The sequence below is a fragment of the Streptomyces sp. JJ66 genome (assembly GCF_019303495.1).
Lineage (GTDB): Bacteria > Actinomycetota > Actinomycetes > Streptomycetales > Streptomycetaceae > Streptomyces.
Map to the genome: position 1 here is coordinate 81,923 of NZ_JAEVFI010000005.1, position 25,319 is coordinate 107,241.

At 68.6% G+C, this 25,319-nt stretch carries 22 protein-coding genes; 15 read left to right on the forward strand and 7 right to left on the reverse strand.

Annotation, left to right across the window (positions count from 1 at the left end; translation table 11 throughout):
* Positions 1–5: 5 nt before the first annotated feature.
* From JJV70_RS05165 to JJV70_RS05200, 8 genes are all read left to right on the forward strand, one after another.
* Complete coding sequence (locus JJV70_RS05165; RefSeq protein WP_219046507.1) at positions 6–1,940, forward strand: kelch motif-containing protein; 1,935 nt, start codon at positions 6–8, stop codon at positions 1,938–1,940.
* 100 nt (positions 1,941–2,040) lie between these two features.
* A complete protein-coding gene (locus tag JJV70_RS05170) occupies positions 2,041–2,547 on the forward strand; it encodes a MarR family winged helix-turn-helix transcriptional regulator (protein WP_219046508.1) in 507 nt (168 codons plus the stop codon).
* 151 nt (positions 2,548–2,698) lie between these two features.
* Positions 2,699–3,022, forward strand: a complete 324-nt coding sequence (locus tag JJV70_RS05175; RefSeq protein ID WP_219046509.1) for a DUF3817 domain-containing protein — start codon at positions 2,699–2,701, stop codon at positions 3,020–3,022.
* Between the two features lie 74 nt (positions 3,023–3,096).
* On the forward strand, positions 3,097–4,797 hold the full coding sequence (locus JJV70_RS05180) for a methylmalonyl-CoA mutase (RefSeq protein ID WP_219046510.1): 1,701 nt from the start codon (positions 3,097–3,099) through the stop codon (positions 4,795–4,797).
* A gap of 203 nt (positions 4,798–5,000) precedes the next feature.
* Positions 5,001–5,978, forward strand: a complete 978-nt coding sequence (locus JJV70_RS05185; RefSeq protein WP_219046511.1) for a tetratricopeptide repeat protein — start codon at positions 5,001–5,003, stop codon at positions 5,976–5,978.
* A gap of 624 nt (positions 5,979–6,602) precedes the next feature.
* Entirely contained in the window at positions 6,603–7,241 is a 639-nt protein-coding gene (locus JJV70_RS05190; RefSeq protein WP_219046512.1) for a DUF6230 family protein, read from the forward strand.
* 96 nt (positions 7,242–7,337) lie between these two features.
* On the forward strand, positions 7,338–7,925 hold the full coding sequence (locus JJV70_RS05195; RefSeq protein ID WP_219046513.1) for a DUF6114 domain-containing protein: 588 nt from the start codon (positions 7,338–7,340) through the stop codon (positions 7,923–7,925).
* On the forward strand, positions 7,915–9,324 hold the full coding sequence (locus JJV70_RS05200) for a hypothetical protein (protein ID WP_306823404.1): 1,410 nt from the start codon (positions 7,915–7,917) through the stop codon (positions 9,322–9,324). The genes JJV70_RS05195 and JJV70_RS05200 overlap by 11 nt, the downstream gene beginning before the upstream one ends.
* A gap of 239 nt (positions 9,325–9,563) precedes the next feature.
* Here JJV70_RS05200 and pyk read toward each other — a convergent pair whose 3' ends face one another.
* From pyk to pta, 3 genes are all read right to left on the reverse strand, one after another.
* Positions 9,564–10,988 (reverse strand): pyruvate kinase, encoded by a 1,425-nt coding sequence (gene pyk / locus JJV70_RS05205; RefSeq protein ID WP_219046515.1) that lies wholly within the window; start codon positions 10,986–10,988, stop codon positions 9,564–9,566.
* A 53-nt stretch (positions 10,989–11,041) separates the two neighbouring features.
* Positions 11,042–12,304 (reverse strand): acetate kinase, encoded by a 1,263-nt coding sequence (locus JJV70_RS05210; RefSeq protein ID WP_308294694.1) that lies wholly within the window; start codon positions 12,302–12,304, stop codon positions 11,042–11,044.
* Between the two features lie 113 nt (positions 12,305–12,417).
* Positions 12,418–14,622, reverse strand: a complete 2,205-nt coding sequence (pta, locus tag JJV70_RS05215; RefSeq protein WP_219046517.1) for a phosphate acetyltransferase — start codon at positions 14,620–14,622, stop codon at positions 12,418–12,420.
* A 587-nt stretch (positions 14,623–15,209) separates the two neighbouring features.
* Here pta and JJV70_RS05220 point away from each other — a divergent pair.
* A complete protein-coding gene (locus tag JJV70_RS05220; RefSeq protein ID WP_219046518.1) occupies positions 15,210–16,235 on the forward strand; it encodes an ATP-dependent 6-phosphofructokinase in 1,026 nt (341 codons plus the stop codon).
* A 149-nt stretch (positions 16,236–16,384) separates the two neighbouring features.
* On the opposite strand, the gene JJV70_RS05225 is transcribed toward JJV70_RS05220, so the two are convergent.
* The gene (locus JJV70_RS05225; protein ID WP_257573415.1) at positions 16,385–17,026 is read right to left on the reverse strand and encodes an XRE family transcriptional regulator; all 642 of its coding nucleotides are present in this window, start codon (positions 17,024–17,026) and stop codon (positions 16,385–16,387) included.
* A 310-nt stretch (positions 17,027–17,336) separates the two neighbouring features.
* On the opposite strand from JJV70_RS05225, the gene JJV70_RS05230 reads away from it, so the two are divergent.
* The 5 genes from JJV70_RS05230 (at position 17,337) to JJV70_RS05250 (ending at position 23,187) form a co-directional block, all read left to right on the forward strand.
* Positions 17,337–17,927 (forward strand): Uma2 family endonuclease, encoded by a 591-nt coding sequence (locus JJV70_RS05230; protein ID WP_219046520.1) that lies wholly within the window; start codon positions 17,337–17,339, stop codon positions 17,925–17,927.
* A 284-nt stretch (positions 17,928–18,211) separates the two neighbouring features.
* Positions 18,212–18,643 carry a hypothetical protein gene (locus JJV70_RS05235; protein WP_219046521.1) on the forward strand — a complete coding sequence of 144 codons (432 nt, stop codon included), beginning with the start codon at positions 18,212–18,214 and terminating at the stop codon, positions 18,641–18,643.
* A gap of 85 nt (positions 18,644–18,728) precedes the next feature.
* The gene (locus JJV70_RS05240) at positions 18,729–20,927 is read left to right on the forward strand and encodes a DUF6571 family protein (RefSeq protein WP_219046522.1); all 2,199 of its coding nucleotides are present in this window, start codon (positions 18,729–18,731) and stop codon (positions 20,925–20,927) included.
* The gene (locus JJV70_RS05245; RefSeq protein WP_219046523.1) at positions 20,924–22,009 is read left to right on the forward strand and encodes a hypothetical protein; all 1,086 of its coding nucleotides are present in this window, start codon (positions 20,924–20,926) and stop codon (positions 22,007–22,009) included. Before JJV70_RS05240 ends, JJV70_RS05245 begins: the two co-directional genes overlap by 4 nt.
* A gap of 92 nt (positions 22,010–22,101) precedes the next feature.
* Entirely contained in the window at positions 22,102–23,187 is a 1,086-nt protein-coding gene (locus JJV70_RS05250; RefSeq protein ID WP_219046524.1) for a hypothetical protein, read from the forward strand.
* 107 nt (positions 23,188–23,294) lie between these two features.
* Here JJV70_RS05250 and JJV70_RS05255 read toward each other — a convergent pair whose 3' ends face one another.
* Complete coding sequence (locus JJV70_RS05255; protein ID WP_219046525.1) at positions 23,295–23,489, reverse strand: DUF397 domain-containing protein; 195 nt, start codon at positions 23,487–23,489, stop codon at positions 23,295–23,297.
* A complete protein-coding gene (locus tag JJV70_RS05260; protein WP_219046526.1) occupies positions 23,486–24,325 on the reverse strand; it encodes a helix-turn-helix transcriptional regulator in 840 nt (279 codons plus the stop codon). Before JJV70_RS05260 ends, JJV70_RS05255 begins: the two co-directional genes overlap by 4 nt.
* 120 nt (positions 24,326–24,445) lie before the next feature.
* On the opposite strand from JJV70_RS05260, the gene JJV70_RS05265 reads away from it, so the two are divergent.
* Positions 24,446–24,895, forward strand: coding sequence for a hypothetical protein (locus tag JJV70_RS05265; RefSeq protein ID WP_219046527.1), 450 nt, complete (start codon positions 24,446–24,448; stop codon positions 24,893–24,895).
* Between the two features lie 195 nt (positions 24,896–25,090).
* On the opposite strand, the gene JJV70_RS05270 is transcribed toward JJV70_RS05265, so the two are convergent.
* Positions 25,091–25,309: a dodecin gene (locus tag JJV70_RS05270; protein ID WP_219046528.1), complete on the reverse strand. Its 219-nt coding sequence runs from the start codon at positions 25,307–25,309 to the stop codon at positions 25,091–25,093.
* Positions 25,310–25,319: the final 10 nt, after the last annotated feature.

Consider the following 25,319-nt stretch of genomic DNA (forward strand, 5'->3'; position numbering starts at 1 on the left):
GACCCATGCCCTACCGTCCCAGCCAGCAGTTCAAGAAGACCCTGATCGGCACCGGCGTCACCTGCCTGCTCGCCGGACTCAACGCACCGGCCGCCATCGGGTTCGCCCAGGAGCGGCTGCACGAGTACCGAATATCGCGCCCCGCCTATATGGCCCGGTACGGCTCCTGGGAGATCATGGACGTCCCCTCCCAGTACCAGACCAACGCCATCCACGCCGCGCTGCTGCACACCGGCAAGGTGCTGCTCATCGCGGGCTCGGGCAACAAGCAGGAACAGTTCGACGCCGGGACCTTCTCCACCATCCTGTGGGACCCGGCCGACAACACCTTCCAGCGCATACCCACGCCCGAGGACCTGTTCTGCGCCGGGCACGCCCAGCTCGCCGACGGGCGGCTGCTGGTGGCCGGGGGCACCGCCCGCTACGAGGTCCTCGACGGCGACGTGACGCGGGCGGGCGGCGCAATGCGCGTCAAGAACGAGGACCCCGACCGGCCCCGCACCCTCCCCGAGGGCACCCGGTTCCGCTCCCCGGACGGCCAGGAGTACCGCTCCACCGCCCCCGTCCTCGTCCCGCGCGCGCAGAAGACCGAGGACGAGAAGACCGGCGAGGTCACCGTCACCGCCAGCGAGGCGCAGGTGTTCGTGGAGGCCGAGAAGGGGGGTCCTGCCTACGTCACCGACCAGCCCGCCCAGTATGAGATCGTCGGCCTGAAGGGCAAGGACGCCGACAACCTCTACGGCCTCGCCGAGCAGATCAACCTCGACAAGCAGGACTTCCAGGGCATCCGTGACTCCTTCGAGTTCGACCCCGTGGCGGAGAAGTACGTCCGCGTCGATCCCATGCTGGAGGCCCGCTGGTACCCGACGCTGGTGACGCTGCCCGACGGCCGGGTGCTGTCCGTCTCCGGCCTTGATGAGGTCGGCGAGATCCTCCAGGGTGACAACGAGGTCTACGACCCCAAGACCGAGTCCTGGTCCGTGGGGCCCAAGCGCTACTTCCCCACCTACCCCGCGCTGTTCCTCATCGAGGACGGCAAACTGTTCTACTCCGGCTCCAACGCCGGTTACGGCCCCGCCGACCAGGGGCGCGTCCCCGGCATCTGGGACCTGTCGGCCAACACCTTCCGCGAGATCGAGGGCATCAAGGACCCCGACCAGCTGGAGACCTCCAGTTCGCTGCTGCTGCCGCCCGCGCAGGACCAGGAGGTCATGGTGCTCGGCGGCGGGGGAGTGGGCGAGTCGGAGAAGTCCACCGCGCGCACCGCGATCGTGGACCTCACCGAGGACAACCCGGCCTACCGCGACGGCCCCGCCCTGCCCGAGCCGACGCGCTACCTCAACAGCGTCATCCTCCCCGACGACACCGTCTTCACCACCGGCGGCTCCCGCGACTACCGGGGCCGGGGCGACAGCGACATCCTGGCCGCCCAGATCTACGACCCGCGTACCGAGACGTTCACCGAGGCCGCCGCCCCGGAAGTCGGCCGCAACTACCACTCCGAGGCGCTGCTGCTGCCCGACGGCCGGGTCGCCACCTTCGGCTCCGACCCGCTGTTCGCCGACAAGGAGGGCACGCGGCTCGGCGTCTTCGAAAAGCGCGTCGAGGTCTACACCCCGCCCTACCTGCACGGGGACCGGGCGGAGAACCGGCCGGTGCTCGGCGAGGGGCCACGGCGGCTGGAGCGCGGGGAGACGGCGACGTTCCGTACGCCGGACGCCTCCCGCGTCGCGACGGCGAAGCTGATGCGGCCGAGCGCGGTCACGCACGTCACCGACGTCGAGCAGCGCTCCGTCGCGCTCGGGGTGGAGCGCGGCTCCGGCGGGGTCACGCTGTCGGTGCCGGACGACCGGTCGCTGCTGCCCCCAGGGTGGTACATGCTGTTCGTCACCGACGAGGAGGGCACCCCGTCGGTGGCCACCTGGGTGCACCTGCCCTGACCGCCCCGGCCTCCGGCCCGGGGAGGGGCCAGCGTCCGGGGCCGGATCGCTTGGTGAGACGGGTCTGACCGGTATGTGACCGCCCGGTAGGGTCGGAAACGTGCCCAAGCCGCTGAGCCTGTCCTTCGATCCGATCGCCCGCGCCGACGAGCTGTGGAAGCAGCACTGGGGCTCCGTGCCCGCGATGGCCGCGATCACCTCGATCATGCGCGCCCACCAGATCCTGCTCGCCGAGGTGGACGCCGTCGTCAAGCCGTACGGGCTGACCTTCGCCCGGTACGAGGCGCTGGTGCTGCTGACGTTCTCACAGCGGGGCGAGCTGCCGATGTCGAAGATCGGCGAACGGCTCATGGTGCATCCGACGTCGGTGACGAACACCATCGACCGGCTCCAGCGCGCCGGACTCGTCGCCCGGCGGCCCAACCCCCAGGACGGTCGCGGCACGCTGGCCTCCATCACCGACAAGGGCCGCGAGACGTGCGACGCGGCCACCCGCGACCTCATGGCCATGGACTTCGGCCTGAGTGCCTACGACGCCGAGGAGTGCGGCGAGATCTTCGCCCTGCTGCGCCCACTGCGGATGGCGGCCCACGACTTCGAGGAGTGACCGGTCGCGGGGCGCGCCCCAGCGCCGGGGTGCGTCCGAGCCCGGGGTGCGACCCGGCGCGGGGGCGGCGCCGGAGGCCGGGCGCCGTCCGGTTACGCTCGATGGACGACGCCGCAGCCCGCGCCGGGCTGCCCGATGCGAGGAATGCTCAGTGAAGCAGAAGGTGCTGACCCGTTACCGCGTGATGGCCTACATCACCGCGGTCTGGCTGCTCGTGTTCACCGGTTTCATCGTCGCCAAGTACGGCTTCGACACCGGCGACACCATGCTGGTCTCCCAGATCCACGGGGTGCTGTTCATCATCTACGTGATCTTCGCCTTCGACCTGGGGTCCAAGGCGCGGTGGCCCTTCGGCAAGCTGCTGTGGGTGCTGGTGGCCGGGTGTATCCCGTTCGCCGCGTTCTTCGTCGAGCGCCAGGTGACGCGGGACGTCGCGCCGCTGGTGGAGGCCGAGGAGCAGCCGGTCAGCGCCTGACCACCGGCCGGGGCGCAGACCCCCGCGACCTGCGACGCTAGCCAAATACTTGGACGTCCTAGTAAATTCGTCCCATGGACGCTGACGCCATCGCAGAGGGCCGCCTTCGGTGGCAGGCCCGGTACGACGCCGCCCGCACGCGCGACGCGGACTTCACCACCCTGAGCGGGGACGAGGTCGATCCCGTCTACGGCCCGCGCCCGGGAGACTCCTACGCCGGGTTCGAGCGCATCGGCTGGCCGGGCGAGTTCCCCTTCACCCGGGGCCTGCACCCCACCGGCTACCGTGGCCGCACCTGGACGATCCGCCAGTTCGCGGGGTTCGGCAACGCCGAGCAGACCAACGAGCGGTACAAGATGATCCTGGAGGCGGGCGGCGGCGGCCTGTCCGTCGCTTTCGACATGCCCACGCTCATGGGCCGCGACTCCGACGATGCCCGCTCGCTCGGCGAGGTCGGCCACTGCGGCGTGGCGATCGACTCCGCCGCCGACATGGAGGTCCTGTTTCGCGGCATCCCGCTCGGTGACGTCACCACCTCGATGACGATCAGCGGCCCGGCCGTGCCCGTCTTCTGCATGTACCTGGTGGCCGCCGAACGGCAGGGCGTGGACCCGGCCGTCCTCAACGGCACGCTTCAGACGGACATCTTCAAGGAGTACATCGCCCAGAAGGAGTGGCTGTTCCAGCCGGAGCCGCACCTGCGCCTCATCGGCGACCTGATGGAGCACTGCGCGCGGGGCATCCCGGCGTACAAGCCGCTGTCCGTCTCCGGCTACCACATCCGCGAGGCCGGATCGACGGCCGCGCAGGAGCTGGCGTACACGCTCGCCGACGGCTTCGGTTACGTGGAGCTGGGCCTCAGCCGGGGTCTGGACGTCAACACCTTCGCCCCCGGCCTGTCGTTCTTCTTCGACGCGCACCTGGACTTCTTCGAGGAGATCGCCAAGTTCCGCGCCGCGCGCCGTATCTGGGCCCGCTGGATGCGCGACGTGTACGGGGCGAGCAGCGAGAAGGCGCAGTGGCTGCGCTTCCACACCCAGACTGCCGGTGTCTCCCTCACCGCGCAGCAGCCGTACAACAACGTGGTGCGCACCGCCCTGGAGGCCCTGTCCGCGGTGCTCGGCGGCACCAACTCGCTGCACACCAACGCGCTGGACGAGACCCTTGCCCTGCCTTCGGAGCAGGCCGCCGAGATCGCCCTGCGCACCCAGCAGGTGATCATGGAGGAGACCGGCGTCACCAACGTCGCCGACCCGCTCGGCGGCTCCTGGTACGTCGAGCAGCTCACCGACCGGATCGAGGCGGACGCCGAGAAGATCTTCGACCAGATCAAGGAGCGCGGCCTGCGCGCCCACCCCGACGGGCAGCACCCGATCGGCCCGATCACCTCCGGCATCCTGCGCGGCATCGAGGACGGCTGGTTCACCGGCGAGATCGCCGAGGCCGCCTTCCAGTACCAGCGCGCGCTGGAGAAGGACGACAAGAAGGTCGTCGGCGTCAACTGCCACACCGGCTCGGTCACCGGCGAGCTGGAGATCCTGCGGGTGAGTCACGAGGTGGAACGCGAGCAGGTGCGCGTGCTGGCCGACCGCAAGGCGGCCCGCGACGACGCCGCCGTGCGCGCCGCGCTGGACGGCATGCTGGCCGCCGCCCGCGACGGCTCCAACATGATCGAGCCGATGCTGGACGCGGTCCGCGCCGAAGCCACCCTGGGCGAGATCTGCGGCGTCCTGCGCGAGGAGTGGGGCGTCTACACCGAGCCCGCGGGTTTCTGAGACCAGCACCCCCACGGGTGACGGCCGCGGCGCACCACCCGCGCGTCGCGGCCGTCACGGCCACGGCGTTACGCTACGAGCTCGTAGCGTAACGCCGTGGCCGGGTGCCTCTTAGGTGCTTCCCCGGGCGCGTGCGCGCGACAACCACACCGCCGGGTGGGGACCCGGCACACAGCACGGCGGGAAAGGGGGAGACTGGTCCCATGCAGCCACGCAACATGTCCATGAGCGGCGTCGTCGATCTCGCCGCGGTGAAGGCGGCCGGTGAGGCCAAGCAGAAGGCGGAGGAGGCCCGTGCCCAGCGGGGGCCGTCCGCCGGGCAGCCGGGCGGCGCGCCCGGCGGCGGGCAGGTGATCGTCGATGTCAGCGAGGCCACCTTCGAGCACGAGGTGCTCCAGCGCTCCGCCGAGGCCCCGGTCGTCATCGACTTCTGGGCCGAGTGGTGCGAGCCGTGCAAGCAGCTGGGCCCGGCCCTGGAGAAGCTGGCCCGGGAGTACGCGGGCCGGTTCGTGCTCGCCAAGGTTGACGTTGACCAGAACCAGGCCCTCTTCCAGCAGTTCGGGGTGCAGGGCATCCCGGCCGTCTTCGCGGTGATCGCCGGTCAGGCGCTGCCGCTGTTCCAGGGTGCGGCCCCCGAGGCACAGATCCGCCAGGTGCTGGACCAGCTCATCGAGGCGGCCAAGCAGCAGTTCGGCATCGAGGGCGCCCCGGTGGAGCCCGGCGCCGAGGAGGCGCCCGCCGCCGAGCAGGCCGCGCCCGAGCCGCCGGCCGACCCGGCACTGGCCGCCGCCCACTCCGCCCTGGACGCCGGTGACCTGGGCGGCGCGGTGCAGGCGTACCGCAACGTGCTGTCCGGCGACCCGGGCAACATCGAGGCGAAGCTCGGCCTGGCGCAGGCCGAACTGCTGGGCCGGGTGCAGGGTCTGGACGCGAACCAGGTGCGCAAGGACGCCGCCGACCGCCCGGCCGACGTCGAGGCGCAGCTGCGCGCGGCCGATCTCGACCTCGTCGGCGGTCACGTGGAGGACGCCTTCGGGCGGCTGGTGGAGACGGTGCGCCGCACGGCCGGGGAGGACCGCGAGGCCGCCCGCGTCCGGCTGCTGGAGCTGTTCGAGGTGATCGGCGCCGAGGACCCGCGCGTCATCGCCGCCCGCGGGGCGCTGGCCCGGGTGCTGTTCTGACCTTCCCCGGGTCCGCTCCGGTCCCGGCGGCCGAACACCGCCGCTTGGGCCGGAACGGCACTCCCTATTGACATGACGACAAACAGCGGCCGTGTTTACCAAAAATTGGTAAACGCGGCCGCTGTTACTTGCGGTAAGGCGATCACGGGCGATCGTTCCGATCTCAGCCGGTAAATCCGGCTATAGCGGTACAGGCGTGCGAGCGCTGTCCGTCACCACCCCGACATACCGGAAGCGCCGCCGACACGCGGCCGTTACCGGTAAGTAACGAGCCCCTTGTGCCCGCCCCCGTCCATAGACCACGATCAGCCACGCTCGGTTCGTCCCCCGCAGCCCGGCAGCCATCCGGTGCCCAGCGGCGGCGAAGTCCCCACCGAGCGGCCGGGGCTCCCCCACCGCCCCGGCGAAGTGTGGACAGGGGGGTCTTCGCCAGCCGGCGGAGCCTGTCCCGCGGCTGTGCGCCCGCGTGCGGCCCGTGGTTGTCGCTCGGGGTCGAACGCCGCCGTACGGCGCGGTCTACGCGCCAGCCGGACCGGCGCTCCTTCCCGAGGACGTAGCACTTCTCCCATCCCCGTCCGGGCCGCCAGCCCGCTCGGAGATGTACGTCCGAGAAGGAGGAATTGCATGGAGTCCCCAGTTCAGGGCGGGACGAGATGGAAGCGGTTCGCCGTGGTGATGGTGCCGAGCCTGGCGGCGACCGCCGCGATCGGCATCGGCCTGGCCCAGGGCGCGCTCGCCGCGTCCTTCAGCGTCTCCGGGCAGTCGTTCAAGGTGACGGCTGAACGCCTGGAGGGCTCGGGGTTCGTCCAGTACGGCGCTTACGCCGACGGATACACCCTCAAGGGCGACAAGGTACGTCACCCGGTGGCCGTCTCCGGTTTCAAGACCGCGACGATCAAGAACATGTGCCAGTCCGTGGTCACGCCCGACGTGCCGCTCATCGGCACCGTCAGCATGAAGCTCACGGCGGGCACCGGCGCCGACCTGGTGGAGGCGAAGAACCTCTACCTGGACGTCGCCGAGCTCGACGCCGACGCCGAGTTCCGCAACATCGACATCGGTGTCGCGGCCAAGGACGCCAGCAAGGGTCCGGGCATGCAGCCAGGCACCGAGGGCAAGGCCAACCCGAACGGCTTCGCGCAGCAGGCCGACACGGCCGTGCTGACCGACGTGGAGCAGCGCGCGTGGTCCACCACCGCGGGCACGTTCAAGCTCAGCAACCTGAGCCTGCGCCTGCACAAGGGCACCAAGGAGTGCTACTAGGCACCCCCGGGCGGACGGGCCCCCACCCGTCCGCCCACCCCCGCCCCCCTGACCCACTCTTCGCCCGGCACTGCCGGTACCAGGGAGCTGTTTGCCATGAGCGCCGAGTCTCCGGGGCCCCGCGGCCGCTTCACCCACGGACGGCTGCGTTTCCGCGCCTGGCGGCGCGGCCGCCCCTTCTGGGCCGGACTGCTGACCCTCCTGGGCGGCCTGCCCATCGCCTACTTCCCGTACGCCAACCTCCGGCTGGGGCACCTGACGCTGACCATGGCCACCACCGCTGGCGCGGGCTCGCTGATCATCGGCGTCCTGCTGGTCACGCTGGGCCTGACCATGTGGTTCCAGCAGGTCGTGCGGGTTTTCGCGGGCGTCGCCGCGATCCTGCTGGCCCTGATCTCCATCCCCGTGTCCAACCTCGGCGGCTTCTTCATGGGCTTCTTCCTCGCCCTCGTCGGCGGCGCCCTGTCCATCTCCTGGGCCCCCGGACCACCGGCGCCCGCCGGGGGAGTGGGCAACGGTACGGACCCGCGAGACACCCTTGGCACCGACCCGGACACCGCCGCCCCCGCGCCGCACGCCGACGCCACCGCTCCCACCGCCACCGGGGAGGACGGTGACGCGGACGGCCCCCACCCCACCCGGGCCACTCTCGAAGCGAGTGGGGGGCGGTCCAGTGCGGCGTGAGGATGCGCGCGGCCGGGGCGGGGGGACAGGCCCGCGCCACGCCGCACCGAAGAAGCCGCTGCTGACGCGGGTACAGCTGCCCGGAGGCAGGACGATCGCGCTCGCCGCGATGCCCAGCGCCCTGCTCGTCGGCCTGGGACTGGCCCCGGGGCCCGCCCAGGCCGAGGACCCCGCCATCCCCTTCGCCCCCGGCCCCTGCGTCAGCCAGCCGGACGAGGCGGAGGAGGAGGAGACCACAGCCGAGAAGGACGAGACGGCAGGGCAGGCGGACCAGGGCCGGAGCGAGGACCAGCCGCAGGACGAGGACGATGCCGGGAGGCCCGGCGACGCCGGGGAGCCGCCCGCGCCCGGGAAGTCCACCGGCCCCGGAGCGAGGCCGCCCGACGGCGACGGCGAGGCACCGGAGCCGAAGGAGCCGGAGCCAAAGGAGCCGGAGCCGGAGCGGCCGGACGGCGGCGGGAGTCAGCCGGACGCCCCGGCCGCGCCCGCACCCGAGCCGCCCGCCGGGAAGGAACGCGACCCCTGGGACCCGCTGGGTATCGGTGCCGCACTGGAGGACCTGTTCGACGGCCCGTTCGACGGCCCGGATGAGCCGGAACCGGCGCGGGAGGCCCGGGCGCCCTCAGCGGAGCCGTCCGCCGGGGACGGTGCGGACAAGCCGCAGGAACCCACGGCCCGCAATCCCGTCGAGGGGGCGGTCGAGGACACCAAGCAGGCGATGCGCGACGCGGCCGCCAGGGCCGGTGCCAAGGTCGAGGAACTCGCCGACGAGGTGCAAAGTCCCGCAGCGGCGACAGCCGAGGACGCCCCCGGGGAGGCCCACGACGCCGAGGATGCCGCCCCCGGGGACGCCGCCGGCACCGAGAACGCCGCCGAAGCCGCGCAGCCGCCCGCGACGCCGGACGGCAAGACGCCCTACCCCTGCCCCACGCGCGACCCCGAGGCGCTGGCCAACGCCGAACTGGAGCCGGGCCTACCCCTGCTGGCCGACGAGCCCTGGCGCCTGGAGGCCACCAGGCTCACCCTGACCGGGCTGGACTACCACGGCATCGTGGACGTCCAGACCGCCAGCGGCACGGTCAAGAAGGCCCTGAAGTTCACCTCGGACAAGCTGGACATCAAGGACCTGCACCAGATCGTGCCGGAGCCCGGCGGACCAGCCACCCACGTCACGGGCGCCCCCGGTTCGACGTCCACGATCACCGGCGGCACGACGCTCTACACCGAGGAACTGAAGGGCAACCTGTTCGGGCTGATCCCCATCACCTTCAGCCCCGACACCCCGCCCCCGCTGAACGTCCCGTTCGCCTTCTTCACCGACGTCACCGTGATCCAGGCCGCCCAGTTCGGCGGCACGCTGACGATCCCGGGCATGCGCCTCTCCCACGACCCGCGCTAGTGCCGTGTCAGTCAGGGTTTGCCCGTCAAGGAGCGGCGTCCGGCGCGGTGCATCGCAAGGCGCCGNCGATTCGGCAACGCCGCGAGGCGCCGTGCCGGGCGGCGCGACGGGGCGAACCTTGGCTGACACGGCGCTAGCCGTCCGGCCCCTCCGTGACGCCCGCCGGGACCGCCGCGACGCCGCGCGGGCGGTGGGGAGCAGCACCCCACCGCCCGCGCGGCGTCCCAGCGGCGACGCGTTCAGCTGTCGGCGCCCAGGTGCAGGACGCGCACCATGTTCGTGGACCCGGGCACGCCGGGCGGCGAGCCGGCGGTCATGATCATCACATCGCCCTCGTTGTACCGCTGGAGCCGCAGCAGCTCGCCATCCACCAGGCCGACCATCGCGTCGGTGTTCTCCGCGTGCGGGACGACGAACGTCTCCACGCCCCAGCTCAGCGTCAGCTGGTTGCGGGTGCCCGGCTCCTCGGTGAAGGCGAGGATCGGCTGCTCGGCCCGGTAGCGGGACAGGCGCCGCGCGGTGTCGCCGGACTTGGTGAAGGCCACCAGCGCCTTCGCGCCGAGGAAGTCGGCCATCTCGGCGGCGGCGCGGGCCACCGAACCGCCCTGGGTGCGCGGCTTCTTGCCGGGCACCAGCGGCTGGAGGCCCTTGGACAGCAACTCCTGCTCCGCCGCGATAACGATCTTCGACATGGTCTTGACCGTCTCGATGGGGAACTGGCCCACCGAGGACTCCGCCGACAGCATCACCGCGTCCGCGCCGTCCAGGATCGCGTTGGCGACATCGGACGCCTCCGCGCGCGTCGGACGGGAGTTGGTGATCATGGACTCCATCATCTGCGTCGCCACGATCACCGGCTTGGCGTTGCGGCGGCACATCTCCACCAGGCGCTTTTGCACCATGGGGACCTTCTCCAGTGGGTACTCCACCGCCAGGTCGCCCCGGGCCACCATCACGCCGTCGAACGCGAGGACGATCTCCTCCATGTTCTCCACCGCCTGCGGCTTCTCCACCTTGGCGATGACCGGGATACGGCGGCCGACCTCGTCCATCACCCGGTGCACGTCGCGCACGTCCTTGGCGTCGCGCACGAAGGACAGGGCGACCATGTCCGCGCCCATGCGCAGCGCGAACCGCAGGTCGTCGATGTCCTTCTCGCTCAGCGCGGGCACGTTCACGGCCGCGCCGGGCAGGTTGATGCCCTTGTGGTCGGAGACGACGCCGCCCTCGATGACGATGGTGTGCACGCGCGGCCCGTCCACCTCCGTCACCTGGAGGGCCACGTTGCCGTCGTTGATGAGGACCGGGTCGCCCTTGGAGACGTCCCCGGCCAGGCCCTTGTACGTCGTCCCGCAGATGGTCTTGTCGCCGGGCACGTCCTCGACGGTGATGGTGAACTCCTCACCGCGCACCAGCTCGACGGGGCCCTCGGCGAAGGTGCCGAGCCGGATCTTGGGACCCTGGAGGTCGGCGAGCACGCCCACCGCGCGCCCGGTCTCCTCGCTGGCCTTGCGCAGCCGGGCGTACCGCTCTTCGTGCTCGGGCTGGGTGCCATGGCTCATGTTGAAGCGGGCCACGTTCATGCCGGTCTCGATCAGTGTCTTCAGCTGATCGAAGGAGTCGACGGCGGGACCCAGGGTGCAGACGATTTTGGAACGGCGCATGGGGCGATCCTATCGTTTTGTTTAGACACCAAACCTAGTGGGGGTGATCTGGCTCACCTGTTGGAGGTTCCTCCGGTGGACCCGGCCGCGTTTCTGTGGGCGGCGCCGACCGCGTTACCGTCCGTGTCCCCGGCGGTGGTCACCAGGGCGTACGCCTGGGTGGCGATCTCCAGCTCCTCCTCGGTGGGCACCACGGCCACGGCCACCTCCGCGCCCTCCGGCGAGATGACCCGCGGCTCCTTCGACGCGGCGGTGTTGCGCGCCTCATCCACCGCCAGCCCCAGCCCGGCCAGGCCCTCGACCGCCGCCTGCCGCACCGGCGCCGAGTTCTCCCCGACCCCGGCGGTGAACACCACGGCGTCCACCCGGCCCAGCACCGCCGTGTAGGCGCCGAGGTACTTGCGCAGCCGGTGCACGTAGATCTCGAACGCCAGCCGGGCCGCGGCGTCCCCGGCGTCCCGGCGGCGCACGATCTCGCGCATGTCGTTGTCCCCGCACAGCCCGACCATGCCGCTCTTCTTGTTCAGCAGCTCGTCGCACTCGTCCACCGACAGGCCCGCCACCCGGGCCAGGTGGAAGACCACCGCCGGGTCGATGTCCCCGGAGCGGGTGCCCATCACCAGGCCCTCCAGCGGGGTGAGCCCCATGGACGTCTCCACACACCGCCCGCCCGCGACGGCCGACGCCGAGGCGCCGTTCCCCAGGTGCAGCACGATCACGTTCGTCTCCTGAGGCTCCCGCCCCAGCAGCTGGGCCGCGCGGCGGGAGACGTAGGCGTGCGAGGTGCCGTGGAAGCCGTAGCGCCGGATACAGTGTGCGTCAGCCGTCGCCACGTCGATCGCGTACCGGGCGGCGTGCTCGGGCATCGTGGTGTGGAACGCGGTGTCGAACACGGCCACGTGCGGCAGGCCCGGGTTCAGCGCCCACGCGGTGCGGATGCCGGTGATGTTGGCCGGGTTGTGCAGCGGCGCCAGCGGCACCAGCCGCTCGATCTCCGCCAGCACCGCGTCGTCCACCACCGTCGGCTCGGTGAACCGCTGCCCGCCGTGCACCACCCGGTGGCCGACGGCGGCCAGCTCCGGGTCGTCGAACCCGTACCCGTCGGCCGCCAGTTCCCCGGCGAGCGCCTTCAGCGCGGTGGCGTGATCCGGCACCGGCCCGGTGCGCTCGCGGGCGTCCCCGCCTTGTGGCGTGTGCAGCAGCCGGGACGCGCGTTCGCCGATCCGCTCCACCAGACCCGCCGCGAGCCGGGAGCGGTCGGCCATGTCCAGCAGCTGGTACTTCACCGACGACGAGCCGCAGTTCAGCACCAGCACGCGGGTGGCCGCGCCGGGGGCGCTGGCGGCACTTCGTCCGGCCCGGCCGTCGTGGCTGTGCTGGCTGTGCCGGCTGCCAGGGCCGTCGTTGCTCCGGTTGCTCGGGTGAGACGTCAACTGAGGGTTCCTTCCTCGGCCGGGGGCGTCAGGGGGAGGGACGACGCCGACTCCTCCGGCGGCGTCAGCGGCCTCGGCGGCGTGCGCGCGGCCTGCGCCTGAATCGCGGTGATGGCCACGGTGTTGACGATGTCGCTCACCAGCGCCCCGCGCGAGAGGTCGTTCACCGGCTTGCGCAGCCCCTGGAGAACCGGGCCCACCGCGACGGCCCCCGCCGAACGCTGCACCGCCTTGTAGGTGTTGTTGCCGGTGTTCAGGTCCGGGAAGACCAGCACCGTCGCCTGCCCGGCCACCTCCGAACCCGGCAGCTTCGTCGCCGCCACCGACGGCTCGACGGCCGCGTCGTACTGGATCGGCCCCTCCACCAGCAGGTCCGGGCGGCGGCTGCGCACCAGCTCGGTGGCCTGGCGCACCTTGTCCACCTCCGCGCCGGAGCCGGAGGAACCCGTGGAGTAGGACAGCATCGCGATGCGCGGCTCCACGCCGAACTGGGCCGCGGTGGCCGCCGACTGGATCGCGATGTCCGCCAGCTGCTCGGCACCCGGGTCCGGGTTGACGGCACAGTCGCCGTAGACCAGCACCCGGTCGGCCAGGCACATGAAGAACACCGAGGAGACGATCGAGGCGTCCGGCTTGGTCTTGATGATCTCGAACGCGGGCCGGATAGTGGCGGCCGTCGAGTGCACCGCGCCCGACACCATGCCGTCCACCAGACCCTCCTGCACCATGAGCGTGCCGAAGTAGGAGACGTCGGCCACCACGTCGTAGGCCAGCTCGCAGGTAACCCCACGGTGCGCGCGCAACTTGGCGTAGACGTCGGCGAACCGCTCCCGCAGCGGAGACGTCGCCGGGTTGACGATGCGGGCGGTGGCCGCCGCCCCCTCACCGCCCCACTCGGCCTCGTCCTGCCCCAGCAACCGCAGCTCCACCCCCAGCTCGGCCGCCCGCTTGCGCACGGCCGTCTCCTCCCCGAGCAGCGTCAGATCGCAGATGTTGCGCCGCAGCAGCACCTCGGCCGCGCGCAGCACCCGCTCCTCGGTGCCCTCCGGCAGCACCACGTGCCGCCGGGCGACGCGCGAGCGCTCGATCAGCTCGTGCTCGAACATCATCGGCGTGACCCGGTCACTGCGGGCCATCGACAGACGGTCGGTCAGCTGGCGGGTGTCCACATGCGTCTCGAACAGACCCAGCGCCACCTCCACCTTGCGCGGCGACGCCGCGTTCAGCCGCCCCTCCAGCGTGGCCAGCTCGGTGGCCGTGGGGAACGAGCCCTCGGCCACGCTGAGCAGCGGCGTCCCCGGCGCCAGCCGCTCGGCCAGCGCCATCGTCTCGTTGCCCGGATGCTGGTCCAGGGTCAGCAGGACGCCGGCGAGGGGCGGCGCGCCCGCCGAGTGGGCGGCCAGCGCGCCGACGATGAGGTCCGCGCGGTCCCCGGGCGTGATCACCATGCAGCCGTCGGTCAGCGCGGGCAGGAAGGCGGGCAGCATCGCGCCGCCGAAGACGAAGTCCCGGCAGTCCCGCGCCAGCCCCGCCGGGTCGCCCAGCAGCACCTTCGCCCCGAGCGCGTCCACCACCTGCTGCACGGTCGGCGCGGACAGCGCGGGTTCCTCCGGGATGACGTACACCGGCTGCGGCAGGTGCCGCCCCAGCCAGCGCGCGGCCTCCGCCGCATGCCCGTCCCGCACCCGGTTGGCGACCATGGCCAGCACCTCGCACCCCAGCGAGGTGAACGCGTGATGGGCGTTGCGCACCTCGGCGACCACGGAATCCGCGCTGCGGTCCAGCCCCGCGACCACCACCAGCACGCCCGCGCCCAGCTCGTTCGCCAGCCGCGCGTTCAGCGACAGCTCGGCGGGCAGGTTGGTGTCCGCGTAGTCGGTGCCGAGCACCAGCACGGCCTCGAAATCGCGCGCTATCTCGTGGTAGCGGTCCACCAGGCGGGATATCAGCTCGTCCGTGCCCCGCTCGGCCTGGAGCGCGGCGGCCTCGTCGTAGCCCAGGCCCGTCATCGTGCCCTGCGGCTGGGACAGCCGGTAGCGGCTGCGCAGCAGGTCAAGCAGCGGGTCCGGGCCGTCATGGGCGAGCGGGCGGAACACCCCCACCTTGCCGACCTGCCGGGTCAGCAGCTCCATGACCCCCAAGTCGATCACCTGGCGGCCGTCGCTGCGGCCGATGCCGGATACGTACACGCTGCGCGTCACGCGAGGTCTCTCCTCGGTCGTCGATATGGCGCCGGGAAGTACCCGGTTTGACCCGGCTGTGCCTTCGACCATACTCGCGTACGCCTGCCCCCGCCGTCGCACCGGGGCCACCCCCGGGCCCCGCGCCCGCCTGTCCTTTCCCGGCCTGCCCCGGGGCCTTTCCGCGCGGTGCGGGTAGCGCTGTACGCGTGACGACGCGGGCTGGTTGCGGCGGCCGACGCGGGCCGCTCGCGGGGGCGCCGTCACGGTGCGGCCCGCCCCTCCTCTCCCGTGGTCCGGTGACGGTGCCCCGCCCCGGGCTCCTCCGCCCCTCCCGCCGTCTGGACGCGTCGCCTCCAGACGCGGGCCGTTGCCGCCGGACGCCGCCGGGTGGGGTGTCCGGGCCGCGTCCTGTGGCTGCGGTCAGCAAGCTCCCAGCGCCTGACGCCGGGGCACGCTGGCCGGGCTGGGCTGCCCTGTTTGGGGGAAGGGGCGGGGCAGGGGCAGGCTGGGATCGGCATACGGACAGGCCACCCGGCTTGCGTTCAAGGCGTGAAACAATCCCAGCGCCCAGGTTCGGACCGTCCCCGATCAGGAGAGCGATCAGCATGCGCATCGGAGTCCTCACCGCCGGCGGCGACTGCCCCGGCCTGAACGCCGTCATCCGTTCCGTCGTGCACCGTGCCGTGGCCGACCGGGGGGACGAGGTCATCGGCTTCGAGGACGGCTACAAGGGCCTGCTCGACGGCCGGTACCGCGAGCTGGACCTGAACTCCGTCGGCGGCATCCTCGCCCGGGGCGGGACGATCCTCGGCTCGGCCCGCCTGGAGCGCGGCCGCCTCGCGGAGGCGTGCGCGGGCGGCGAGGAACTCCTCGGCCGCCTGGGCATCGACGCGCTCATCCCGATCGGCGGCGAGGGCACGCTGACGGCGGCGAACATGCTCTCCCAGGCCGGGCTGCCCGTCGTCGGCGTCCCGAAGACGATCGACAACGACATCTCCGCCACCGACCGCACCTTCGGCTTCGACACCGCTGTCGGCGTCGCCACCGAGGCGATGGACCGGCTGAAGACCACCGCCGAGTCGCACCAGCGCGTCATGGTGGTGGAGGTCATGGGCCGCCACGCCGGGTGGATCGCGCTGGAGGCGGGCATGGCGGGCGGGGCGCACGGCATCTGCCTGCCGGAGCGTCCGTTCCAGGTGGACGCGCTGAGCAAGATGGTCGAGGAGCGGTTCGCGCGCGGCAAGAAGTTCGCCGTGATCTGCGTGGCCGAGGGCGCGCGCCCGGCCGAGGGCACGATGGCCTACGAAAAGGGCGTCATCGACCAGTACGGGCACGAGCGCTTCACCGGCATCGGCAACCGCCTCGCCCGCGAACTGGAGGACCGCCTCGGCAAGGAGGCCCGCCCCGTCATCCTCGGCCACGTCCAGCGCGGCGGCACCCCGACCGCCTACGACCGCGTCCTGGCCACCCGGTTCGGCTGGCACGCGGTGGAGGCCGCGCACCGAGGCGACTTCGGCATGATGACGGCCCTGCGCGGCACGGACATCGTCATGGAGCCGCTGGCCGACGCGACGCGTGAGCTGAAGACGGTTCCGCAGGCCCGCATGGACGAGACCGAAGCGGTGTTCTGACCCGCGAGGCGAGCCTGCGGTCGCGGCAGCGCGCCGGGCTCAGGCGGGCGCCTGCGGGAAGGCCGCTGCCGCGACCGCTGGGGTGGGCGCGGTCCGGCGCGCGGGCGTCCTCCGGGGGCGGGCGCCGTACCGCGCCCGCCCCGGCCCCGTCAGGGCTGTCGCTCGACGGCGTCCAGGTGGGTCCAGAAGTGCTCAGTCACCTGGTCCAGGTACTGGCGGCCGGCGTCCACGGAGTTGCTGCCGGTCTCGGTGCTGGTGTCGATCCAGCTCAGCGAGGAGAAGCTGCGCTTGTGGTACTCGTCGTGCAGCCGTTCGAGTATGCGTTCAACTGTTGACTGCTCCAGCTTCGGCAGCAGCTTGTGCACCGGCTTGACATACGCCTGCCAGCGCGAACTGGCCGCGCTGCGCAGCAGATCGGCGAGCTTTCCATGCCTGCCGGTCAACTCGATGTGAGTGCGGGCGGACAACCCGAGCACGGCCGCCAGCACCGCCGCCTGCTGGTCCGTGCCCGTCCACCGTCCACTCCGCTCGACCTCCGCGTACTGCGCCGTCGGTATCCCGGCCTGCAACGCCACGTCCGACAGCGCCATGCCCCTGACCAGCCGGTACTCGTGCAGGCTGCGCGGCTGCCCGAGCAGGTCGGCGGGCGAACACCACAGGGCACCGGCGAGCGCGGCGAGCTCGGTCTCGTCCGGGGAGCCCTCCTGAAGCTCCCAGGAGGCTATGGTCTCGGGGGTGATGCGGAGCCCGAAGGCGGCCCACATGCCGTAGGCGACGTGCGCGGGGGTCATGCCAAGTGACTCCCGCAAGCGCCGGGCCGCAGCGGCATCGAAGGGCGGACGTGCGTGCATCCGGCCACGCTAAGCACGGTCTCGCGCGGCACCCAACAGTACGTTCACCCGAATCAACAATCTGTGGCTTTCTCCATGCCGCCCACACACCGCGTCACGTTCACCGTAACCCGCCCGAGCTACCTCACGGCAGGGAATCGGCCTGAACCTGAGGCAGCCTGAGGCCGCCGTGCTGGAGCGTGACGCGCCCGGCCGCATATCGTTGAACCGTGCGGCCGCGCACCCCGCGCGGCGGGGAGGGAGCGGCACCGTGACCGTCGAACTGACCGACAGGATCGAGATGGCCGGCGAGGAACTGACCCTGGACGAGCTCTTCGAGCGTCTGGAGCGGATGCCTGTCCCCGATGGCTACAAGGTCGAGATCGTCGAGGGGTCAGTCCACATGTCGCCGCAACGTCGCACACACTGGAAGATCATCTTCAATGTGGCGCAACAGATCTCGCAACACACCGGCAGCGAAGACGATATCGATTCCGACGTACGGATCGATTTCCCCGGGCACCTCAACGGCTTCGCGCCGGACCTGACGAAGGTGCGGTCCGGTGCCGAGGCCGACGCCAGGGGCCGTTTGTCCCCCGCTGACCTTGAGTTCGTCCTCGAAGTCATCTCCAGGGGCACGGCGGCCAACGACTATGGCCCCAAGCTGCGCGTCTACGCTGCGGCGGGCGTACCCGTGTACCTGATCGCCGACCCGTATGTGGGCCGCTGCCACGTCTACACCCAGCCCAAGGACGGCGCCTACCGCAGCGAGCTGACCGTCGATTTCGGCGAACCGCTCGACCTCACCCACACGGTGCTGGGCATGACCCTCGCCACCGACCGCTTCCCCAGGGAGCGATAGCCCACCCGCGACCGACACCGGCTCCTCAACGCCTCCCCTGCCACCGAGCAGCACCGGAGCCGACGCGGTAGTGGCGACGCCGCAGACCGCCGGTACCATCGGCGCACGACTCAGCGCACGGAGCCGAGGGGAGCCCGCTGGCAGAGCCTGCCCGCAGCCTGAGAGGCGCGCCCTGCGCGAGCCGCATTCGAGGGACATGGGGAGGGACGCACATGGCTTTGGACCATGGCCAGCCAACGAGTCCAAGTGACCCGGGCGTTGCCGGGCCGTCACCCAGGGCGGACATGGCGCACTCGGAGGCCGAGAAGAAGAAGGCCGCGAAGTACATCGAGGAACACCTTGGCCCGGAGACGCGCAAGGGAGGCGTGATCGCGGACGAGGACAGCGGCGCCGTCACCGGCAGCAGGAACGCCCCCAGCACCGTCAGCGCGGGATCGCTGCGCGGGTGGGAAGTGCGCACCGGGCTCGACAGCCGCTTGGAGGAATGGCACCGGCACCTGGAGCAGCTCACGACCAGACTGACGGGAGAGCTCAACGGGCTCCGCCAGGCGAACATACTGCTCCAGGGAAACGAGCTGGACACCAGCGCAAGGTTCAGCGGCATCAACAACAACTTTCACAGCCCCATCTCCGACTTCGCCCCGCCGAGCCCTCCCGGACCGTACGCGCCGACGCACCAGCCCTATCCCACGCGCAGCCCGATCTCTGATTTCTGAGAGCTTCACCATGGCCGTTGATTACGCAACCATCATCAGCACGGACCTCTCTGGTCTGGAGACCGCGGCATCCGCATGGAGGCGGATGGGGGACAAGTTCGAGACCTTGCACGGAGATTACGCGGATCACGTCAAGGCGGCTGTGGAGTCGGAGAACTGGCTGGGACAGTCGGCCATCGGCTTCAAGACCCAGGCGGACGTAACGCAGGAGGAGTATGGGGCTGCGCGCGACGAGGCGTGGGCTGTCGCCGACTTGTTGGACGAGGCGTACGACACCCTCACGGGGCTCCAGAACCGCCTGACCGATGTGCGGGACGATGCCGTGCAAGCCGGAATGCACGTCGACTCTTACGGGCGATGCTCCGTCGACTACAGCAAACTCGAAGCAGACGAAGCGAAGCTCTACCAGAGCAATCAACTGGTCCGCCAAGAGCTGGAAGACTCCTGGACCGGAAAGATCAGCGACGCGGTCAAAGCGATCCAGGACGCCGACGAGAACGTCAAACTGGCGCTCACGGTAGACCCGGACGACCTACCGGCCGACCTCAAGGGTCTGAGGGACGGTTTTAACGGCTCCCTTCCGGGTGATGTCGGGGAGGTGAACGCCAGCCGAGCGGATGAATTGTACGCGAAAATCGCGGATGGGGGTGAGCTCTCGACTGCGGAGCGCGAAGAGCTGAACTTCCTCATGGAGCAGAACGAGGATGACCCCGAGTTCAGCCGGACTCTGCTCACCTCCGTGGGAGGCCCGGACGGTCTAATTAAGCTGCACAATGAAATCACCGATCGCGCCTACTACGAACAAGTCGACCAGAAGAAGTATTTTCTGGACCTTGATGTGCATCTTGCTAACACTCTCAAGACAGCGACCACCGTGGATGACGTGAACACCAAGGCAGATCAAGACTTCTATGATGAGTGGCGCGAAGACCTGCGAGAAGTCGGTGGCAATCTTTATGACGCGCAAGTCGTTGAAAGGCAAGGAAACGACGGGGCGCGCGGTTACCAGAGCATCGTCACGTTGATGCAGAACAGTAGCGGTTACGATCCCCAGTTCCTACACGACTTGGCGGACGATATCCGTGCAGCCGAAGATCCCGGTCAGGGCGGTGATCCTGACATCTGGGACCTAGACGGCAACTACGCTGGCGACCGGGACAAGGACGGCACCTTTACGCAGGAGCGTAGTGGATGGTTCGCGAATGATCCCTATGACGGGGTTCTGGGCATCATGGCCAATGACCCTGACACCGCCACGGCGTACTTCGATCCGGGTTCAGAACAGGGAAAAGAGCGTCTGACATACCTGCAGACGGAACGTGACTGGAACGTCGTGAACGCCTATGAGGGTGCCAAGGTTACTTACACAGTCGAGGATAAGGCGGACTTCGACAATCGCAACGGGTTCGGTGCCGCTTTGGAAGCTGCTATGACTGGCAATGTCCCCGGAACCCCAGCCCCAGAAAATTACCAGGACCACACCGAAGCGCAGACTCGCGTTCTCGAGGAAGTTGTGAAATCGTACGCGGGATTTTCTGCCGTTGACAAAACAGCCATACCGGAAAACCTTCGTCAGGACTTCGCGAATGCCTTGACTTATTACCCGACAGATCTCCATGACATCTTGGGGGTCGATGGCGACTTCTCCGGTGACTATATATCAACCGAGCCCAATGACGTGAACGTGGACCGAACTACGATGATTCAGTTCATCCGAGGTATTTCCGAGGATGGAACAGCCTTCCGCACAATTCACGACTCTCAGATGGGAATCGTTGCAGCTGGAATTTCCGGTCTGGATGCGCAGGACCTCGAACAGGGTAGTAGAGAGGCGCGCGGGGTGGCGCAGACAAGCGGGCAGGTCATGGGGGCGCTTGACTATATCAGGGCCGATGTCCTGGGGTCACATCGCGACGATGAAATAGCACAGAATAACTGGAGTAAAACATACGCTTACCATGTCGCAGGGGCTCCGGTCACTAATCTCCCAATTATTGGTGACACTTTCCAGCGCCTCATCGACATCGGCGCCGGGCAAAGCGTAGAGAATCTCAACCAAGAGGTAGCTAATAAAACCACGGAAGAACTTATCAGAAATTACGTGAGAGATGGCTACCCTCGCCTCGAAAGCATGTTCATGGCCCAGTCGGATCAAGTCGGGATTTTGGGAAAAGATGCCAGCGACTCCGATAAGCCCTTTCAGCAGGACGTGTTGGCCGAGGCCAAGAGCGAGTACTCTGCGGCTATAGGTGACGCTCAGGGCTCCACAGGGGGGAACGCATGACCGGCGCCGGTGCTGAGTCTCGTCGGCAGTGGTTGACCGCTAGTGCGGTGGTACTCGCCCTTTTGATCTTGTGCGGTGGAGTTGCATATTTTTTCTTGAACGATAAGGCTTCGGTAGATTCTGCCTCGTTCTGCAATGGCAGGCTGACGAAAGAAGCGGTATCCGTCCTGTCTGGGAGCGAAGAAGGGGAATTGACTGCCGATCTGGCCGTGTATGAAAATGTTGACATTGCGGAGGAAGGGGACGGTTACGCCGACGTCGCGTCGCGATGTGCGATACGAAAAGCAGGAGAAGATGTGGGCGAATTCGAGGTGTTCCAGGCGTGGTCATTTGGTCCCTGGCGCCCAGAACCGGTCGATCCCACATGGTACGTTCAAGAATCCCCTATCGGGTCGGGAATCAGCGGATGGACGGACGATAGGCGGGCTGAGGTATGGCTGCCCGATTCCTGTTCGAAAGCATTTGGACTTCAGGGGACACCTGTTCAGGTGCAGTTCGAGCTAGGAAGTGATTACGACACTAAATGGACTCCGGGAGATACGCGCAGACACATGGGTCAGGCGCTGATGGATTACGCTCGCGGGCTGGCCGAAGAGAAGGGGTGCGACTCGCCTGATTTCCGTTTGACGGAAAAAATTCCTGGCGCCTCTGAATTTGTTGACATGCCAGGTGAGGCTCAGTGTGGCATTCCCAGTTTTGTAGCTACTCTTCCTCATGGCCCCAAGCTTCAACAGCGGGTGGTGGGCGACATGCAAGGCAGTTGGAGTTGTGTAATCAGCGCTGGCAGTGACACGGAAGAGGTCATGGCTCCGGTGGCTTTCGCTGTGACCACCGACCAGCGCATGATCGACCGCTTTGACGCAGCCCACGCGAATGATACGAAGAACTTCAAGACGGAGCTCGTGTCGTGCGACGAGCATGATTACCTCGTGCTGTTTTCTTATGTCACGACGAAACCCGGTGACCTGTCAGAGAACGAGCAGGACGCTATCGCTCTCGCCAAGCGAGCGCTGGAGCCCCGTGACGAGCTGTACGCACGCTTTGTCGGCAGTGTTAAGCGGTCGCTGAACTGTAGTTTGTAGAGACGGCTACGCGATGCTCAGAGCCTTCTGCTCTAGCTAGCAGCACTAGTTTGATTGCCCCGCGCGTCGCCGGGACGTCACCTCGTGCGGTCATGGCACGCACGCTGGGAGGACGAAATGAAGAAGGCCGCATGAGAAGAAGGCTGCTTGTTGCTTCGGTGAGTGCGCTGCTGCTCTTGTCCGGAAGCGTTCTCTACGGTACGGGGACTATCGACCTGTGGCAAGCTGAGCGATCGCTCGAGCAAACCTGCGGCGGGCTTCCACCTCTTGCTGAAGTCCAGCAACTTCTCGGTGAAAAGGGAATACGAGGGAGGCCATTGGAGCCTGAGGAATACCCCGGTCTCACGCCGCTCGTGAGTTGCCGTCTTGCATGGTCAGGCAAACTTCCGGGGGTGGAGTTGCGTATCAGTAAGGGAGAGATCAACCCTGCTGTTCTGCGTGATATGAGACATGATTCACTGGGTTTGCCTGACGCTACTTCGGCTCCGTTCGGTGAGGGATGGCGTGGTGTGGTAACGAATGATCTAGGAGATTTTGCCTCCGCCACCGTATTGCTCAATTGCGGTGCGGGAGCACGCGATATCTGGGTCCATGGATGGGCATACGCATTCGGGTCTCCCGGGTTTGAGGAAAAAGAATACCGTGTACAGCTATCTCGTGTAGTCGGCTCTACGGCTGCATCTGCTGCCGAGAAATGGGACTGTGAACCCCCGCCAAGTTCATTGCCGGGTGACGCAGTGCCTACCCCCAATGGAGCGGACCCTGTGGAGGTGGTCGATGCCTCCGGAACTTGTGCTGGTATGGCACACCTCGCCGACTTGGCCGAGGAATTCGGGATCAAAAAAGTCTTGGAGACCGATGCTGACTCTGTCGCGCCGGTTGAGGACTGCTTTCTGTTGAACAGTGATGGGGAAAAAATCTATCGATTCACGTCCCTGTACGACGGTCTGGCCTCAACATATCGAATTGTTGACGGAATCGCGGAGAGTTCCGGAGTGGCTGACAGAGGCGTCCCCAGGTGGCTGAGCTCCACCTGCCCTTCAGGGGTCGATGGATTCCATTGGCTCACTGCGGTTGAGCCTGAATACGGAAACGGGGAAATGAAATTTCAACAGGCGGCCTTGGAGGAACTGGCCGCCAAGTCCGCCGAGCGCAAAGACTGTGCCATTGGTGAGTGAAGACTTGGAAAACCGTGCCTGCGTGAGGCTATGACGCACGTGGTACCCGTCGGTGGTCATCCGCGCTCGCGCGGCTGGGCATGCGAGCACGTGCTGTGGCCGGGACGCTATCGGCGGGTGGTCAGGAACGTTGTCCAGGCCGTGGGGGTGAAGGTCAGGGTGCCTTGGGCGGTGGCCTTCGAGTCGCGGACGTGGACGCTACCCTCCGCGCAGGCGGCAACCTCGACGCAGTCGCCGCCGCTTCCGTCGCTGTAGGTGGACTTACGCCACTGGAGCGTGGACTGGTTCTCGACGTTGCTCACTTGAACTCCTCCGCCTTCCGCAGGATCAGGTCACGCGACTCATAGGGGTCCAGAGCCTGTGCGCGGATCATGGCATACCGCTGCGTCATTTCGGAGACTTCCTCGGCTTGTGAGATCAACATTCCGCGTCGTTGTACTTCCAGGTACACCACACGACTGTGGTCGGCACGTTCGAACAGCTTCGTGGGACCTTCTGTCCCGGCGTGCTCGCCTCTGGCGCCGCACGCCATAGGTAGCACCTGCACGGTGACGTTGGGACGCCTGGACAGCTCGGCCAGGTGCAGTAGCTGATCCCGCATGGTGAGGCGGGTGCCGAACTGGCGCATCAGCGTCGATTCCTCTTGGACCAGTTCCAGGTGGGGCATGGGGTCTGTGCGGTCGAAGAGCGCCTGCCTGGTCATCCGCGCCTGTACGAACCGCTCGGCTGCGTCCGATGTGAGCGCGGGGTAAGCTCCCTTGATGACGGCCATGGCATACGCCTCGGTCTGGAACGGCCCGTCCATCACCATGTTCTGGTAGGCCGAGATGCTGAGCGCGTCGCGTTCGATCAGCGCGTAGTCGCGGAAGTGTGGCGGGAACAGATCGACGTCCAGGTACGGCAGCAACGTGACGAGGATCTTGCGGCCGTCGAACAGCACGCGATCCAGCAGGGACAGCATCTTCAACGTGACGCCGTCTTTGCACGTCTCCAGCTTGCTGATCGCAGCACCAGAGTAGTTGATCAGGCGGCCCAACTCCTCCTGTGACAGACCTCGTTCCTCCCGGGCCGAGCGCACCAGGTCAGCGATCGCCTGGCGGGTGGCAGACGCCTTTTCGCGGTGGTCGTTCTCTGGCATGAGGTTCCCCTCTCAACACGGCTCAACGTCCCGTAACTCGCGTTCGACATCCGCACAACAGGGTCACCCGTCGAGTTCGCGGCACTACTCAACGTATGCCGAAGGTCGGACAGTGGGGGCATGAATCAGGAAAGTCGTGATCCCGGCATCCCCTGGGTGCCGTTGCTGGGGTGTCAGCTGCGGTTGGCCGGGGTGTACTTCGACGCCGTGCGGGTGGCCGGGCCGCAGGGGCGGGACGTCGCGGAGCGGTTCAGCGCGCTGACCGGGGGAGATCCGGGACCGGTGGTGCTGGAGCGGGGCGGGGAGCGGGCGACGTATTTCCTCGTCGCGCCCGGGAGCGTGCGGAACCGGCGGTGGCCGGGCGGGGTGGAGCTGCTGACGGCAGCGGCGGGGCAGAACCGGCGGTGTTACGTCGGCGTGCCTGCCCTGGGCGGGCGGACGTGGCCGCTGAGCTGGTTCAGCAGGCCGACACCGGACGGGCGGCTGGTACACGCCGCGCTGTTGCACGCCGTGTTGTGCGCGATGGCGTGGGAGCGACCCCGTTGGGCGGCGTCACGCGGGAGGCAGTGAAGGGCTCGCCCCTGCCATGAAGCCGGGGGCGAGCCTCGATAGGGCCTCGGTAGCGCCTCAGGAACAGCAATTCGGCCCCGGCGTCCCCGCCGGGCAGGGCGGCTCCGGCTGGCGCATGCTCGGGGCGGGAGGTTGACCCGGGGGGCGGTCGTGGTGCGGGGAGCATGCGGAAGGGGTGTCGGTGATGGGGTGGGGTCAGCCCGCCGTGTCGTCGAGGCGGAAGCCGAGTTTCAGGCCGACCTGGTAGTGGGCGACCTCGCCGCTTTCGATGTGGCCGCGGATCTGGGTGACCTCGAACCAGTCCAGGCCGTGCAGGGTCTGCGCGGCGCGGGCGATGCCGTTGCGGATGGCGGCGTCCAGGCCCTCGTGTGAGGTGCCGACGATCTCGGTCACCCGGTAGGTGTGCTCGCTCATGGCCCGTCCT